Source organism: Prevotella sp. SGI.167, assembly GCF_050313615.1.
Taxonomy (GTDB): domain Bacteria; phylum Bacteroidota; class Bacteroidia; order Bacteroidales; family Bacteroidaceae; genus Prevotella.
In genome coordinates this window covers 1-15,329 of sequence record NZ_JBNPLT010000029.1, presented here as the reverse complement: position 1 = coordinate 15,329, position 15,329 = coordinate 1, and the positions used below count along the sequence as shown (strand labels likewise).

The window sequence follows — 15,329 nt, the reverse complement described above, 5'->3', positions numbered from 1 at the left end:
TTATGATAGAACTTTCTTTAATTTTAATCATTGTTGCCATATTGATATTTATACAGATATCTTTGGGTAAAGACGCTAAGTTAAAAATAGCTATTTTAAAAAATGTTTTTAATTCATCATCAAAGGCAAATGAGAATAAGTTTGAAACGCATACCATCTATGTTCCTAAGCAAAATATTAAGGCTGTAACTTGGGAGGAAATCAAAGAAAAGCTAGGAGCATATTGTGTGAATTCTTTGTCAAATGAAGAAGAAATTCAAGTTGTAATCATTAATAATGAGAATGAAGTAGCGAAAGAAATAGAAAAATCAATCAATACATACCTAATAAAAAATAAAGGAGCCGTTAGCGACTTTAACCTTATAAAAGATATCGTGGAGCGAAATTGTGAAGCTGTTGAGGCTGAGATTGAATCGGTTACACCTATGCCATTATATCTAGGATTGGTTGGAACGATGCTTGGTATTATTGTAGGGTTAGGTGCTATTGGTTTAACTACAGGCTTTGGAGATATACAGCAGGTCGTTGATTCCTTGATGTCTGAAGTGGCTTGTGCAATGGTTGCTAGTCTTGTCGGTGTGCTTACTACCACGTTTATTTCTTGGAAATCAAGAAAATGTAATGTTGTTATCGAGGCAAATAAGAACAAATTTTATACGTGGATTCAAACCGAATTGTTACCAGTTCTTTCTAGCAATACAGTTTCTACATTGACATTGTTGGAACGTAATTTGACCAAGTTTAATGCAAGTTTTGGGAATACCATAGTAAAATTAGATGAAAAACTTTCCAAAGTGGGAGAGACTTATGGACAACAGTTAGAGATACTGAGAAGAATAGAGAAACTAGATATGTCCCAAATGGCTACAGCGAATGTGAAGATTCTAAAAGCGTTGGATTCTTCTTCAAAAAATCTCGAAGATTTTGCGCAATATATGGATAATTCTACCAAGTATTTATCTGAGGTTCGCAAGTTGACCAAACAATTGGATTCTCATTTAAAAGAGACCGAAAGTCTTGAGATTATTGCAGATTTCTATAAAAAACAGATGAATGAAATAGCACTTCGTCAGGATGCAATAAAATCGTCAGTAGTATCAGTTGATGATACATTGCAGAAAGCTTTAGCTTCGTTGCAGACAAATACTGAGCAAGGTTTATTGGGACTAAAACAAACTTACGTGAAGCAGCAGAATGAAATGGAAAAATTGGCTTTACAGCAAGGCACGGCGTTAACGGATAAATTAGCAAAGCTTGATTTGGTCGTGGAATTAGTACATGAAATGCAATCTATGCCAAAGCAACTCGGTAGGATGGAAAAAACTTTGAATAATGCAGTAAAACAATCAGATAATGCAGCTAAAGCAGAAATAAATGCTATCAATAATTTGGCTGAAGCTATTAGAAAGAATAGGATATCGAATGCTAGTAGTAAGACAACTTCTAGTATAATAAATGAAAGTGTTTCTGAATCTACAGTAAGAGGAGGAATTTTGTCTAAAATATCTAATGTCTTTAAGAGAAAAAAGAAAAATGCAACTACAACAGTAGAAAAATTTTTGTCTGCTAAAAATCCTGATAGTAACTCTAAAGGACAGTGGTATGAGCAAGGGAAACAAAAGAGAATCACAAAATAGTGGGCTATGAAAAAGCAAAAGAATACATACTTTTGGACTAGTTATTCTGATTTAATGACAAGTCTTTTTTTCATTATGTTGGTCTTGTTTGCTCTGACCACTATAATGCTTAAAAAGAAAAATGACGCAACGGAAAGAGAACTTGAAAATATTCGAAAGGTAGAGGCTTCTACTGAAGATTTACGCGGAGAATATTTTGAGTATCGCAAAGATTATGAGAAATTCATATTGAAAGTAAATTGTAATTTTCCTATCGCTCAATATACTCTGACTAGCGTTAGTTCTGAAACTCGTAGGAAATTGGCTGCGGCAGGGAAGCAAATTGAAGATTTCTTTAAAAAGCATAGTGCTAATCAGTATTTGCTTATTATTGAAGGACAAGCTTCGTATGATAATGACAAACTCACATGGAGTAACTATGAGTTGAGTTTTAAGAGAGCTGCTGCATTAGCAGTATTTTGGCAAGCTACTTGTAAGTTAGATTTTGGCTCTAAATGTGAGCTACAGATAGCAGGTAGCGGTGATGGTCGATTTAATCCAAACTCCATGCGTGAAGCTAATGAAGTGTCAAATCAGCGTTTTTTGATTTATATTATACCTAAAAACATTTTGAACAAACAACAAGACATAGAATGATGAAAAAGTATTTATTTGCAATTCTGTGTGTTTTCCTATCTGCATGTGGGGGAACACAAACAAAAAATAAAAAAGTATCTGTTCAGTCGTTAGAAGCTAAGCAAGCATCTGGGGTTGTACTGATAAAAAATACATATTATTATAGTATTGATTTCGATTCAAATCTTACCGTATATTTTACAGGTATAGATGATGAGGGAAATATTCAAGGAGTAACCTTTGATGAAAATGAGGTAAAGCCAGTAACGTGCTATGGTACAGGATTTTTTGTTTCAAAAGATGGCTTGATAGCTACGAATGCACATGTTGCTAGTCCTACATTTTCAACAAAGGATGTTAGGGCTGCAATAGTTGGTGCGTTCAATAATTTGTCGGATAAAGTACAAGATGCTGTTAATCAACAGACTGAGCGCTTAGGAGAACTTAGGCTGCTAATTGATGCAGGTAACTCTGAATATATGAGTCAATATCAAGAACTTGCACAGAAAAGAGACGGTAATCAAAAACTAGTCAATGCAATTAATCGGATCAATTCAGCAGAATGTGATTATTCTCGTCATAGTGATATCGGGGTTGCTTTTAATAATACCCATGTAAGGAATACTGATGATTTTACCGATTGTGTTACTGTGACTACTGATGAGGAACATGATTTGGCTCTAATTCAATTGAAAACAAAAGAAACTCCTAAAAAGTTATTTGTTTTTGATATGTCTATGAGCAAAACTTCTAAACGCTCGATGCGAAATGGAGATGATGAAGAAAATAAAAGAAAAAAAAGAGCAAGTTCCTTAGCAGGTAAAACGTTATATATGATAGGATTTAATTTAGGTCCACAGTTAGCCCTTACGAAAGAAGGATTGAAAGCTCAGATTACCAAGGGTGAAGTTAGCCAAAATACCGATGAAGACAAAATCATGTATACGATTCCTTCTCTTCATGGTTCTAGTGGTTCTCCAGTCTTAGATTCGCAAGGTAAAGTAGTTGCTGTTAATTTTGCAGGATTTGACAAAACGCAAAATTTTAATTTTGGTATAAAAGTTAATCATCTTGTAGAACTCTTGCAAACCATAGAATAAATATTATTTTATACATATATGATTAATGCATTTATTCATACCGCAGTTCGTATCCTCATTGGATGGCTGTTAATAAACAGAGTTCCTGCATGGTTGAACATTCGTGGTATAATAGCAACGATATTGAAGATTATTGGAGTGTTGATTATTATCAGTGCTTTGCTTGACTGGATTTGATGATTAGTTGATAATATCAAATGTACAGCTTATGATACTTTGACGATACCGCTCAAAATAACTTAAATGAAAATCAAATATTTATTAATACTGATAGTCTTGTTTATGGAGGCAGGTTGCCATCATAAACAAAGTAGCGAGGACTCAGATAATGATTCTATAGTAAATATTAGAGAAATGGGGATTGCTGATACTACAACCATCAGTGACGACGATGAGAGGATAGTGCACGCAAAGATGGGGTATTATGATTTTGATCAAATAGAAAACTTGGTATCTTTCTTTGATTCTATCTTAGCAAAACATCCTATTCCTATTTGGTTGCCTGAAGAGGATACAACTAATCAAAAGGTAAAGAGGTGTGTTGCAAGAATCGAAGCATATCGTAAAGGAAAGGCTCAGTTTTTCCCGGATACTCTTGTGAGCGAATGTTTGAGATCCATATCTTTCAATACAGCTATCGTCAACAACCATGGACCTGAATATACAGATATGGTTTATGGGGAATGCCTTATGATGTGCGCTGCGTTTTATAGCCCTGATATTACATACCTGGTTGAAATGCAAACTCCTGATCATTGTGCCGGAATCTTCAACTATGGTACTAGTTATAATCGGCAACCTTGGTGGTCGTATTTGTTTCTGAAACGCAAGAAAGGTTATGAGGCGATATGCCTTGGAGATTTTGTTGCTGTACGTAGTATCTTTCAACTTGAAGATGCTCAGAAGCGAAAATATTATTTGTGTTCTGACAATAATACCTCGTTAGAGTTCAATCAATGGCTTTATTGGGTGAAAGGCGAAGATGATATTCGCCGGGTTGCTGATTGTCATAAAGCTCCAATGGAAGGTGATGTGGAGTCTTACTATTTTGACAAGAATCGCTTGATTTGGAAATATGCTATATGGGATGAAACCAAAAAACAGCTAATTTCTACTAGCGATAAGTCTGCTATGACTTTACGCTTGGATGGTGAAAGGTCTGGATTTGAATAGCTTTTGGGGATGATTAATAGGTTACTATTATCTTATGTATCTCATAAAAAAGTAAAATGACAAAACTAAGAAGTTGCGCCCGTCACGGATTTAGGGTAAAAAAGAAATGAGATTATTTACATATTTCAAGAATTTATTCCGTCGGGAAAAGCCAGAACCTGTAAATGAAGAGGATGAATTTGTTTATAAGCAATTTCGTCAAATAACATCAGCTCTATCCAAAAAGCTTGTTTCCATGCAAAACATAGAATATAACATCAGTGAAAGTTTTGTATTGGCTTCCAATGACTGGTTTGCGAGATCTGTCGCTTTAGAAATACGGAAAAATGAACATAATGAAGATTATGGCTATCTTTCCTTGCATTTGTTACATCCTCATTGTATGTGTGACGCATCCACAATAGTCCTTTATGGGGAAAAGGCGAGTTTGTTGGAATTTCTAAATAGCAATGAGGGCATCGAAAAATTAATTCATGGAGCAAGAACCACGGATGAAGAAATGAAAAATTGGGATGACCAATGATTATACGTACGAAAATTTAATGTGAGATTGAGTGATGATATGGCAAAAGTAATATTGCCTTATATACTTTCATTGATGCTCTCTTTGTCTGCTACTGCTCAGACAAAGAGAGCTTTGGTTATTGGGTTGGGACAGCAGGAAGATAAGGAGTGGAATAAAATCAATGGTGATAAGGACGTTCCTTATGTCTTAGGCTATCTAAAAAAAGCAGGCTTTAAATCGGTAACAACTTTGATTAATCAAAAAGCAACGAAGGCGGGGATTGTTGCCGGTTTCAAGAAAATGATTTCTGCCAGTAAGCCAGGTGATATAGTATATGTTCATTATTCTGGGCATGGTCAGCAGATGAAGGATATTCATAATGATGAAGCCGATGGGCTTGATGAGTGCTGGATACCGTATGATGCTTATAGGTTTGCATGTGCCAAGGATCATGGAGAGAAACATCTGACCGATGATGAGATTAATTTTTATCTTAATGCCATTCGCAAGAAAGTAGGGGATAAAGGAAAAATATTGGTTGCGATAGATGCCTGTCATAGTGGAGATGCTACTAGGGGTGAAGAAGAGGTGGTTCGTGGTGTAGAGGAAGTATTCCAAGCCATTAAAGCTTTCTTTGTGAAGGAAGAGGTTGCTAATCCTAGAGCTCAACCCCTTTCGGAAAGGTGGATAACCATCAGTGCCTGTAAGAGTGACCAGGTGAATTTGGAGATGAAAAAACCGACTGTAGGGAAATTGACTTATGCCTTATCTAAACTGCTTGTGGGAAATCCGACTGGAAATAATGCTGAATTTATGAGGCAGCTCAAGAGACTTGTAGATATAAATACGATTGGTAGGTCTCAGCATGCTGTAATGACAGGGGATGATATAAACAGATATAAAATAATTGATATACTGAAAAAATAAGAAAAACAATTATTTTTATGATTTGAGGGTTACTTTTAAATTCTATCTCTCATAAACAGATAGATTATAAAACTTAGAAGTTGTGCCCGACACGAATTAGGGTATATGATTATGAGAAAAATGTTATTCGTGTTCTCAATGATTGCAGTTTCTACAATCTCTGCAATTGGTTTAAGTTCGTTTGCTTCAGCAAATCATACTTCAGAAATGAGTGATGTACATGTTGAAGGTTACGGTGATGGACACTGTACAAAGTGTGGTCTTAAGAACGGAAACTACCGTTGCCCAGCTTTTGTTCCGACAAACAATCATCCTTCCATCTGTTGTTGTGGCCATCCAAAGTCATCTCATTCTTACAAGTAATTTGGGAAATTGGTAGAAGCAAATTGAAATACGTAAGATATATATTGTATTTTTATGACTTAGTGTCATCTCAGCCTATATTATTGTAGGCTGTGGTGACACTGTTTTATTATAAATAAATGGAAAAGATAATGAAAATGCGCACAACGCCGCAGCTGGAGGCTAGGCTTATTGCGGGTATGTTCAATAGAAATAAAAAAGCTCAATCTGAACTGTATGCTTATTGCTCACGATACTTTTGGGCAAGTTATCGTGGTATATTCTTTGCAGATGAGGAAACAGCTACAGAAATCTTTCAAAATACATTTATTGCGTTTTGGGAAAACATAGAGAGAAGAAAGATTTATGCAAGTGAAGATAGAGTGATGGGCAAGAATGACGAGCCGTTGAGTGGCAGCATCCTTACCTACTTTATGGGAATCGCACGAATCAAATACCTGGAATGGGTTAGAGAACATCCTTCTTACGCTGACCCAGAAACGGAAATGGGACGAAAAGTAAAGGAGGAAGGTTTTGATGCGCAGCAGTACATCAATATGCTGTATGACTCAGAAGACAACAAGATGCTCGATATCATTGCTGATGTAATATCTCATATGTCGGAGCGGTGTAGCGAGATATTGAGCAAGTTCTATTATGAGGAGAAGGACTTGGATACTATTCTGTTGGAGATTCCGACCATTGACTCGAAGAATGCGCTCAAAACGAAGAAGCACAAGTGCATGGAGGCATTGCGCACTTCTGCAAAGAACATTTATCATAACTATTTGAACTCATAAAAAGGCAGACGGATATGGATAATAATTTTCAAGATAGAATAGACGAATACCTGCTTCATGGAGACAATATGTCGGAGGAAGCCAAGGCACAGTTTCTGAAAGAGATAGAAGAGGATGCTGATAAAAAGGAGCAGTATGAGTTGACAAAGAATATAAAGAAGGCATTGAAAAGCCGTGGTGATAAACTGAAAGCTATGGCTGAATTCCAGGAGGAATATGAGGCACAGGATGAAATGCGTATTAAGGCTTGTTCATGTCCTCGTCCTGAGTATAGGGTAGCTGAAGATATAAAAATAGTAGGACATAAGTCTAACTTCAGAAAGAAACTGGTATGGTTCTCGGGTATTGCAGCCATATTGGTTATTGGCTTCTTTGCTATTAAACCTTTGTTTGTTTATGAATCCACAAATAGTAATGTGCGTGGTGAAGAAAACGATGTGTTTGAAATGGAAGTGCCAGCAGATAGTTCTGCAACTGACTCAATATCAACAGATACCATAATATTGCAGCATGAATAAAGCAGGTCATGAAGTATAAATATCTTGTATCGGGCGCAATAATATGGTTCATGTCTGTATGTTGCGCATGGGCTCAAGTAAATCCGTACAGATACGGAAGTCCACATTATTGGATGGCTCAATGTTCATTCGATGTTTTAGCAGGAAAATTCGATGTAGCATATGAACATTTGCGTAAAGCACAAAAGGGATATCGTGATGTTGGTGATATAGCTTTTCAGATTCAAGCCGTAGAGGCAATGGGAACATTGAATGTGGCATTGGGCGAATGGGAAAAAGCTAACAATCATTATAAGGATGCTTTGCAAATGGCAGTAGAATACAAAGATGACTTTGTTCAAGCAAAAATTGTGGTCAATTTAATTTCTTTGTATAGAACTACTGGTAACATTGTTGGCTACAACCATTATCAGAAAGAGTTAGACTCTCTTTATAATGTGACCAATTCTGCCAAGTTAAAGACTGTATATCACTTATATTGGGCAAAAGAATATTTTGCCCGAAATGAGTTAGCCATGGCAGAGACTCAATTACAAAAGTGTTGGAATTCGATGCAGGATTTGTCTTTTTCTGACCACGAACAGGCAAAACTTGATTATTACAGCAACATGATGAACTTGAAACAACAACAAAAGGAATACAAAGATGCAATCAGATTTGCTAAGAGCCATATAGAACAGACTAAGAAATTAAATGGTAGAAGCAGTGATCAGCAGTACCTTTCTTACAGTAATTTATGTAAACTCTATGCCTTGAACAATGACAGCACGGAAGCCTTTGCTTGTTTGGACAGTTTGGAACGCGGCGTTGGTCATTCGTATCAAGATAAAGAAGTAATTGCTAATTTTTATAATATTAAAGGTTGTTGCTATGCCGATTTTAAGAAATACGAAACAGCAATAGAGTATTTTAATAAAGCATACAACTCTCTTGCTGGCAAAAGGACAGAGGACTCTCCTTCAAAATTTGCAAGTCTATTGAACAAGGCAGAAGTATACTTCGTACAAAAACGTTATAATGATGCTTTTGCTACTTATAGCAGATATGTAAGAGCATGTAAGAATAAATATGGAGATAAATCTGGTTCTTATTATCAGACTTTATTCGCTTTGGCCAACATTGAAGGTGCTCGAGGAAATATAACAGAGGCAGACCGTTTGTTTCGGGTTTCTATGAATTACTTTATTGGAAACTTAAAACAATTATGGCGATATGCAACTCCGTCACAAAGAGAACTGTTTTGGATGGAAACGTTGAAAAATCTTAGTGGTATGGCATCATTTGCTGTAAAATGCGGATACGACAATAATAAATTGACAGAAAGTTGTTATAATGCTTTGTTGTTTTCAAAATCGCTATTATTGGAATCAGAAAAGTCGGTTCTTGATATAGTTCGCAATGAGGGTTCAGAAGAAGATATTTCTTGTTATCGGAACTTGTTGGCATTGAATAATAGATTATTGGCTCTCAAAAATAATTATGAATACAATAGAAATGAAATTGATAGTTTGACAATTTATCAAAGAGAATTGGAGCAACAGTTGAGTAGTAAATGTCAGGGTTTTAAAGAATATGAAGCCTATTTAGATATTGACTATGACATGGTTAAAAATCACTTGACAAAAAATGAAGTGTTGATGGATTTCTCGTATTTCCAAAAGGAAGATACAATACATCAATATGTAGTTTTTATATGTGATAAAGAGAGGGAGTATCCTCTTTTAAAACAATGTTTTACTCAAGAGCAGTTAGATTCGCTGTTAGGTGGAATGAATTCGTTTTCGCTCTATAATTATGAACTGTTGAAAGATAAGGCAACACAATTGATATGGATGCCGTTGAAAGAATCAATTCCAACAGGTAGTACTATATATTATATACCGTCGGGAGTTATCCATACCATAGCATTAGAAGCATTGCCTCTTGCTGATGGAACAACATTAGGGCAGCATTATAATTTTGTCAGGCTCACTTCTGCTAGAGAAATATTAAAGAAGAAAGCTAAGACAAATGATAAAACTGCAGTTCTTTATGGTGGTTTGCAATATAGTCTGTCACCGGAAAAGATGAAAGAGGAAAGCAAATGTTATGATAAATCTGATTTAGCATGGGTGGAGCGTTCTGAATATGGTGAAAAAGGGTTTAAAGATTTGAGCAAAACTAAAGAGGAGGTAATGAACATAGGGAATACCTTAAAAAATAGTGGCTATAAGATAAATACGTTCATAAAATCTAAAGGTAATGCCGAATCATTTATTGCTTTGAGTGGTAAAGCCCCATCAATACTTCATATTGCCACACATGGGTTCTACTATACTCCTATTGAGGCTAAAGACAAAAATTTTCTGAAGGGTTATACTGACGCTATGTCTTTGTCGGGTTTGGTTTTTGCTGGTGGTAATGCGGCATGGTTAGGAAAGAAAAAAGTCGATGGGGTTCTTGGTGGCGTATTAACAGCAAAAGATATTGCTAATCTTGATTTTAGGGGAACGGATTTGGTTGTTCTTTCTGCTTGTCAGACAGCACAAGGGAAAATAACTTCTGAAGGAGTTTATGGTTTACAACGTGCTTTTAAAAAGGCAGGCGTTGGTACTATTGTTATGTCTTTATGGAGTGTTAGTGATAAGACTACTTCCGAGTTTATGACTACTTTCTATGAACGGCTAGCAGATAAGAATAATGCCTGGAACAAACGAAAAGCTTTTGAGGAAGCCAAAGAGATTATTCGTAAAAAGCATCCTGATCCATACCTTTGGGCCGCATTTGTCATGCTGGATTAGTTACAGACATCAGTCTTAGTACTTGATATTTCTGAGACTAAAGGTTACTTTTTTCTCCTAGATTTCATAAATAGTAAAACAAAATGATTTTAGTTATGAAACAGGAAGAAATAGTAAACGAGATTCGTAGAATGTGTGGTAATATCATTTTATTGCCATCATTAGGCTGGCACTTTAGGTACAATGACCAGGTGTATTTCTATGTGGTTGGCAAAGACGAAAGTATGATTCGCTTTTGTATTCCTTTTGTATCGGGAATTGCTGAAGAGGATTTAAATGTTTTAAAAGAGGCAGTAAATGAAACCAATAGAAATGTGAAATTCATTAAAGCATTGTTGTCGGAGAAAGATAAGGGTAAGGTATCTTTAGATTATGACCATAAAATATCTGATAAAGTGGTTGCAAAAGATATAGTACCGCATATCATTAAAACTTTGGATTTTGCCTCAGGGTATTTGAAAGAGAAAATAATTTGCAAAAAATAGGTTACTTTGTTTCAATACTTTTCATAAACGGTAAAAACAATTTAGAAGTTGTGCCCGACACAGATAAGGGTGTTAAGTTATGAAGAACTATTATTTATTGGTTGCCGTGATGCTTATTTGTCTTACTGGTATAACATCTTGTGGTAATACTGAAAGACAAGTTCAGCTATTGACTGATATTTATTTACACTCAGGAAGACTTCGTGGGTATGCAAGTGTTTTTGAGATGGATGGAGATGGACAGGTAACAAGAAGTGAGAAGACGTATCCTGTTTATGAATATGACGATGGAACATTCTCGATAGATTGCGATGGGGATGATTATGGACTGACAGAAATGAATGAGCCCATATCACCTTATGGAGATAATATCTATTTGCTCAGATATAAAATTGATTACAATCATTATATAGAGGAAATTCCGACCAGTTATTAATGGTTTTATATAGACATTACTGGTTCTCTCTCTAGTACAAGGAAAATAGATTTAAATTACTGAAAAAATTAGAGTTGTGCCCGACACGAATCTAGGGCATAAAATTATTAACTAATTAAATTGTATGAAAAATGAAAGCTTTAAATAATATCCTTCTTATTTTTGCATGTGTAGTAATGATGTCATGCAGCAAAGATGACGATGAGTTTATGCCTATAAATGAGTCTTTGGCTATGTCTACTACGATGGAAGCAGTTGACATGGGACTCAGTGTAGATTGGGCAAGTTGTAATGTTGGTGCAAAAACTCCAACGCAGTATGGCGGACATTATTGTTGGGGAGATCCAACAGGAACTCAGGTAAGTTATATTGCTGATAATATAATGCAGAATATTAGTGGTTCTGACATGGACATAGTTGCTGCAAATTTTGGCAATGGGTGGCGAATGCCTACAACCCAAGAGTTTGAGGAATTAATTAAGAACTGCACTCATAGAGTGGTAACTGTTAATGGCATTTCGTGTGTGAAATTTACTTCAAAGAATGGTAATAGCATCTTATTTCCTTTTGGTGGGTATACTTATGGTGCAAATGCTACTTGCTTTGGAGAGGGTATTACGGGATATTATTGGACCGCAACAGGTGAACCAAAATCTACCAGTGCACAATATATCTATGTCGGAAGACAAAATAAACTACCAGCAGCCTATAATGTTAGTTATGGAGCATCAGTTAGAGGTGTAAGAAATCACGTTTCAGATGATAAGAAGGAGGATTCTAACGATAAGCCAAATGAAGATAATGGTGGTTCAGGTGGTACTGTTCCTTCTACTTCTTACGAGAAACCGGATATAGACTATTATGATTATACTGCCTATCCAACCAAGATGAAGGTAGTTTATAAAATACATAATAGGGATAAGGCCAAAGTGACATCTGCCAAAATATATTATGGTACAAGTTCCAACCCAACTAAATATGTTACAGCCACAGTATCGGGAGTCCTTATTACTGCAACCATAACTGGTTTGAAGAAAGATACGAAATATTTTGTTAAGTGCTCTGCTAAAGGAAAGGGTGGAACAACAACTACAGGTACTACAAGATTAGGAACTATCAACTAGTTTTTTATCAATGTGTGCTTGAGTGATAATATGGCTCTAGTAATCAAATCGTTTAGTTGACAGGAAAGGCAATAAAATGACGATAACATTTTTAGAAGTTGCACCCGACACGGATTAGGGTATTGAGATATGAATAATAATAAGTTTGGGGGTATTCATATAAGGAAAAGTAAACGCTATGTTGAGTAAGAATAAAAAGAATATTAAGATGAAGAATTGCTACTTATATATAATAATGATGTTGCTCCTTGCAAGTTGTTCGGAACAACAGGTAATGGAAGAAACGTCATCTCTACAAAAGTTGACAGCACAGAAAGTCATGACGGTTTCTCCTAAAGACTCTGTTGCGTCATTGTTCAATCAAGCTCGTTGGGGGGATAGTTCGGCATATCTTAAATTAGCAGATTGCTATCGTGACGGTTTTGGAGTAAAGAAGGACTTGTTAGGGATGATAACAATGACGGCTATTGCAGAGGAACTTGGTGGTATTCAAACAATGGATGACTATTTTAAAAATTTGCCAAACGAGCATGAATTCAAAACTTTGTATATGTTGATGGGTAGTTACAAGTCATATATTCAAGAAAGTGCCGACAGTGTGATGCAAGTACTTCGTGGAAATGATAGTCCCGAAGCTCAAACGCTTCTCGCCTTTGTTTTGATGGATCAAGGAGATACAATTACAGCGAAAAACCTTATCAGAGAAGCTGCAAATAAAGGTTGCTCTTTGGCAGAAATTTTCTCCATGGTTCCTGATGGAAAAGACCTCGTAAGAGCTGACGCTGCTAAACTTGCGATGATTGCAGAACAAGTGCCGCTTATTTATAGCCTTCTTGGCAATCTCTATTATGAGCCTGACGAAAATGGTAAGACAGAAGAACAACTAGCGGTTGAATACTATATGAAGGCAGAAGAAAGGGCTGTGCTTGGAAGAAAAGGTGCTGCACGAGTACTTGACTATTATAAAAGTGGTGGAAATATTCAACTGACAGAGGATGATATAAAACGATTGGAGTTGATTGCTAAGCCACGGCAAATAGAAAATGAAACTGCAAAATAAATGGTGATGATATGGAAAAGATAAAAAATTAACGATGACGAACAAGAAATATTATGTAGTATTGGCAGTTATCATGATGTACCTATCCCTATTGTCATGCTCAGATTTGAAAATAGGTGTCGGTCTAAAGGGTGTAATACTTGATGAAAATAAGATAACGTTGGACGGTGATACATTTGATATCAGGGAAAGAATTGGTGATAGTCTGCTTATCGTATGGAACTATACTCATTCTAACGATAGAACACCATGCTATCTTTTAAAGTATGAGCGTAATGGTTTCTATTATCCTCAAATTGGTGGGAGTGATATTACGTCAATTGATAATACTACTGACTTTGTGAGCATAGACGACAAGGAGGTTTATGACATAAAAGATAAAAAAGTGTTGTTCTCGTCTCAATGTGATGCTTCAGGATTGTACTATCTTGGCAAATGGAACAACCTGCATCTTTTTGCAAACTCTGATACGATTTGTTTCTCCGATGGGAAATATGTTGGACTTCAAGATGATGTGTTCTGCCGCAAACCAAAGAAAAATGGTGTGTTGACTCTGGTGGCAGGAGCGCAAAGAATAGATGTCCCATTTGGCAACCTATATCATGCGAAAAAGACCGGAGGCAATAAAAAAGATGTATCTACAGAGAAGCTGATGAAGAACTACTATATCAAGCCTCGTAGCAAACATGAAAGTATGGAAGCTGGTTTTAGCGTGGATTTGGAAGTTCCGAAGGCTAATTCTGAAGCAGACAAGGCTATTCGCGAATGGATAATAGCTGCCATAAAGGATGATGCTTTTTTCCTGCTAGAACACAATATTGAAATTCCAACAGGTAAGTGTGAGACGCTAAATGATATGCAGCATTCATTGGATGAATATGGAGCTTTATGGGAAAAACTCTGCCGGGCAGAATATCAAACTGGAGACACTTTAAGGTTGAGAATGACTTGTGACATTAAGGTGAGGATGATAGTGGATTGTGATGACTATACCACTTATTATTATAAAGCAAGTTTGTATAATGGTGGACTTCATGAGTTGCCTCGTGAATACTATATCACTTACGATAAGAGAAGAGGAGGGCTGCTTGATGTAAACAACTCCGTGAAACCTGCTATGATGCAACAGTTTCGGCATCTGGTTTTGAAAAGTTTGAAGAAAGAGTATGATTTCTGCTATGAACGTGAAAGTTCATGGGCGGATTTTACACATAGCATTTTTTCTTTCCATTGCCCTATGCTAGAAATGAGTGGCATGGATGATGTCATGCTGTCTTTACTTGATCATAATTATTCTTGTGATGAATGGGCTGGATGGAAAGGTTACAATGAAAAGCCATTTACTGAGAAGGATTTTCCTTTGACTCATTTTGCGGTGTTACCAGAAGGAATCATCCTGACCTACCATCCTTATCAGATTGATTGCTTTGCGGCAGGTGAATATCATGCTGTCATACCTTTTAAGGATGCAAACAAGTGCTTATTGTTTGACTATTCCAAACATGAGGATTTGAAGCCTAAATTGGAAAGATTTATAAAATAACAGTATTTGTGATTAAGGAGATAAAATATACAACAACAAGCTAAAAATAAGGATGTCTATGATATAGGTGAGAATAATTACAGAATAAAGAAAATCGTCTCCCTCAGCTCAATTTGATATAAAATCGAATGGGCTGAGGGATTTTTGATGATAGAAATGGTTACTAGTTTCACTCTATATTCATAAAGATATAAATTCGTAACACAAAAATATCAGATAATATGGAAGAAACAAGAGACAAAACAGAAATGCAAAAGACAAAAGTCTTCAATGTTGTTAATTAC

At 36.0% G+C, this 15,329-nt stretch carries 14 protein-coding genes; all 14 read left to right on the top strand.

What is annotated here, in order from left to right:
- Positions 1 to 2: 2 nt before the first annotated feature.
- The 14 genes from ACQRBJ_RS12765 to ACQRBJ_RS12700 all read left to right on the top strand — a co-directional run bounded on the left by ACQRBJ_RS12765 (position 3) and on the right by ACQRBJ_RS12700 (position 15,045).
- A complete protein-coding gene (locus ACQRBJ_RS12765; RefSeq protein ID WP_445303832.1) occupies positions 3 to 1,637 on the top strand; it encodes a hypothetical protein in 1,635 nt (544 codons plus the stop codon).
- A 6-nt stretch (positions 1,638 to 1,643) separates the two neighbouring features.
- Complete coding sequence (locus tag ACQRBJ_RS12760) at positions 1,644 to 2,273, top strand: hypothetical protein (RefSeq protein ID WP_445303831.1); 630 nt, start codon at positions 1,644 to 1,646, stop codon at positions 2,271 to 2,273.
- Positions 2,273 to 3,352: a S1 family peptidase gene (locus tag ACQRBJ_RS12755; protein ID WP_445303830.1), complete on the top strand. Its 1,080-nt coding sequence runs from the start codon at positions 2,273 to 2,275 to the stop codon at positions 3,350 to 3,352. The genes ACQRBJ_RS12760 and ACQRBJ_RS12755 overlap by 1 nt, the downstream gene beginning before the upstream one ends.
- A 243-nt stretch (positions 3,353 to 3,595) precedes the next feature.
- Positions 3,596 to 4,525, top strand: a complete 930-nt coding sequence (locus ACQRBJ_RS12750; protein ID WP_445303829.1) for a hypothetical protein — start codon at positions 3,596 to 3,598, stop codon at positions 4,523 to 4,525.
- Positions 4,526 to 4,631: 106 nt separating this feature from the next.
- The gene (locus tag ACQRBJ_RS12745) at positions 4,632 to 5,048 is read left to right on the top strand and encodes a hypothetical protein (protein WP_445303828.1); all 417 of its coding nucleotides are present in this window, start codon (positions 4,632 to 4,634) and stop codon (positions 5,046 to 5,048) included.
- Between the two features lie 39 nt (positions 5,049 to 5,087).
- Positions 5,088 to 5,957: a caspase family protein gene (locus ACQRBJ_RS12740; RefSeq protein ID WP_445303827.1), complete on the top strand. Its 870-nt coding sequence runs from the start codon at positions 5,088 to 5,090 to the stop codon at positions 5,955 to 5,957.
- 494 nt (positions 5,958 to 6,451) lie between these two features.
- Positions 6,452 to 7,099 carry an RNA polymerase sigma factor gene (locus ACQRBJ_RS12735; RefSeq protein ID WP_445303826.1) on the top strand — a complete coding sequence of 216 codons (648 nt, stop codon included), beginning with the start codon at positions 6,452 to 6,454 and terminating at the stop codon, positions 7,097 to 7,099.
- 14 nt (positions 7,100 to 7,113) lie between these two features.
- On the top strand, positions 7,114 to 7,617 hold the full coding sequence (locus ACQRBJ_RS12730) for a hypothetical protein (protein ID WP_445303825.1): 504 nt from the start codon (positions 7,114 to 7,116) through the stop codon (positions 7,615 to 7,617).
- A gap of 113 nt (positions 7,618 to 7,730) precedes the next feature.
- Positions 7,731 to 10,397 carry a CHAT domain-containing protein gene (locus ACQRBJ_RS12725; RefSeq protein ID WP_445303824.1) on the top strand — a complete coding sequence of 889 codons (2,667 nt, stop codon included), beginning with the start codon at positions 7,731 to 7,733 and terminating at the stop codon, positions 10,395 to 10,397.
- Between the two features lie 95 nt (positions 10,398 to 10,492).
- Positions 10,493 to 10,882 carry a hypothetical protein gene (locus tag ACQRBJ_RS12720; RefSeq protein ID WP_445303823.1) on the top strand — a complete coding sequence of 130 codons (390 nt, stop codon included), beginning with the start codon at positions 10,493 to 10,495 and terminating at the stop codon, positions 10,880 to 10,882.
- Positions 10,883 to 10,961: 79 nt separating this feature from the next.
- On the top strand, positions 10,962 to 11,318 hold the full coding sequence (locus tag ACQRBJ_RS12715) for a hypothetical protein (protein WP_445303822.1): 357 nt from the start codon (positions 10,962 to 10,964) through the stop codon (positions 11,316 to 11,318).
- A gap of 131 nt (positions 11,319 to 11,449) precedes the next feature.
- Positions 11,450 to 12,442: a hypothetical protein gene (locus ACQRBJ_RS12710; protein WP_445303821.1), complete on the top strand. Its 993-nt coding sequence runs from the start codon at positions 11,450 to 11,452 to the stop codon at positions 12,440 to 12,442.
- Positions 12,443 to 12,620: 178 nt separating this feature from the next.
- Positions 12,621 to 13,502, top strand: coding sequence for a hypothetical protein (locus ACQRBJ_RS12705; protein ID WP_445303820.1), 882 nt, complete (start codon positions 12,621 to 12,623; stop codon positions 13,500 to 13,502).
- A 34-nt stretch (positions 13,503 to 13,536) separates the two neighbouring features.
- Positions 13,537 to 15,045 carry an RsiV family protein gene (locus ACQRBJ_RS12700; RefSeq protein ID WP_445303819.1) on the top strand — a complete coding sequence of 503 codons (1,509 nt, stop codon included), beginning with the start codon at positions 13,537 to 13,539 and terminating at the stop codon, positions 15,043 to 15,045.
- Positions 15,046 to 15,329 lie beyond the last annotated feature (284 nt).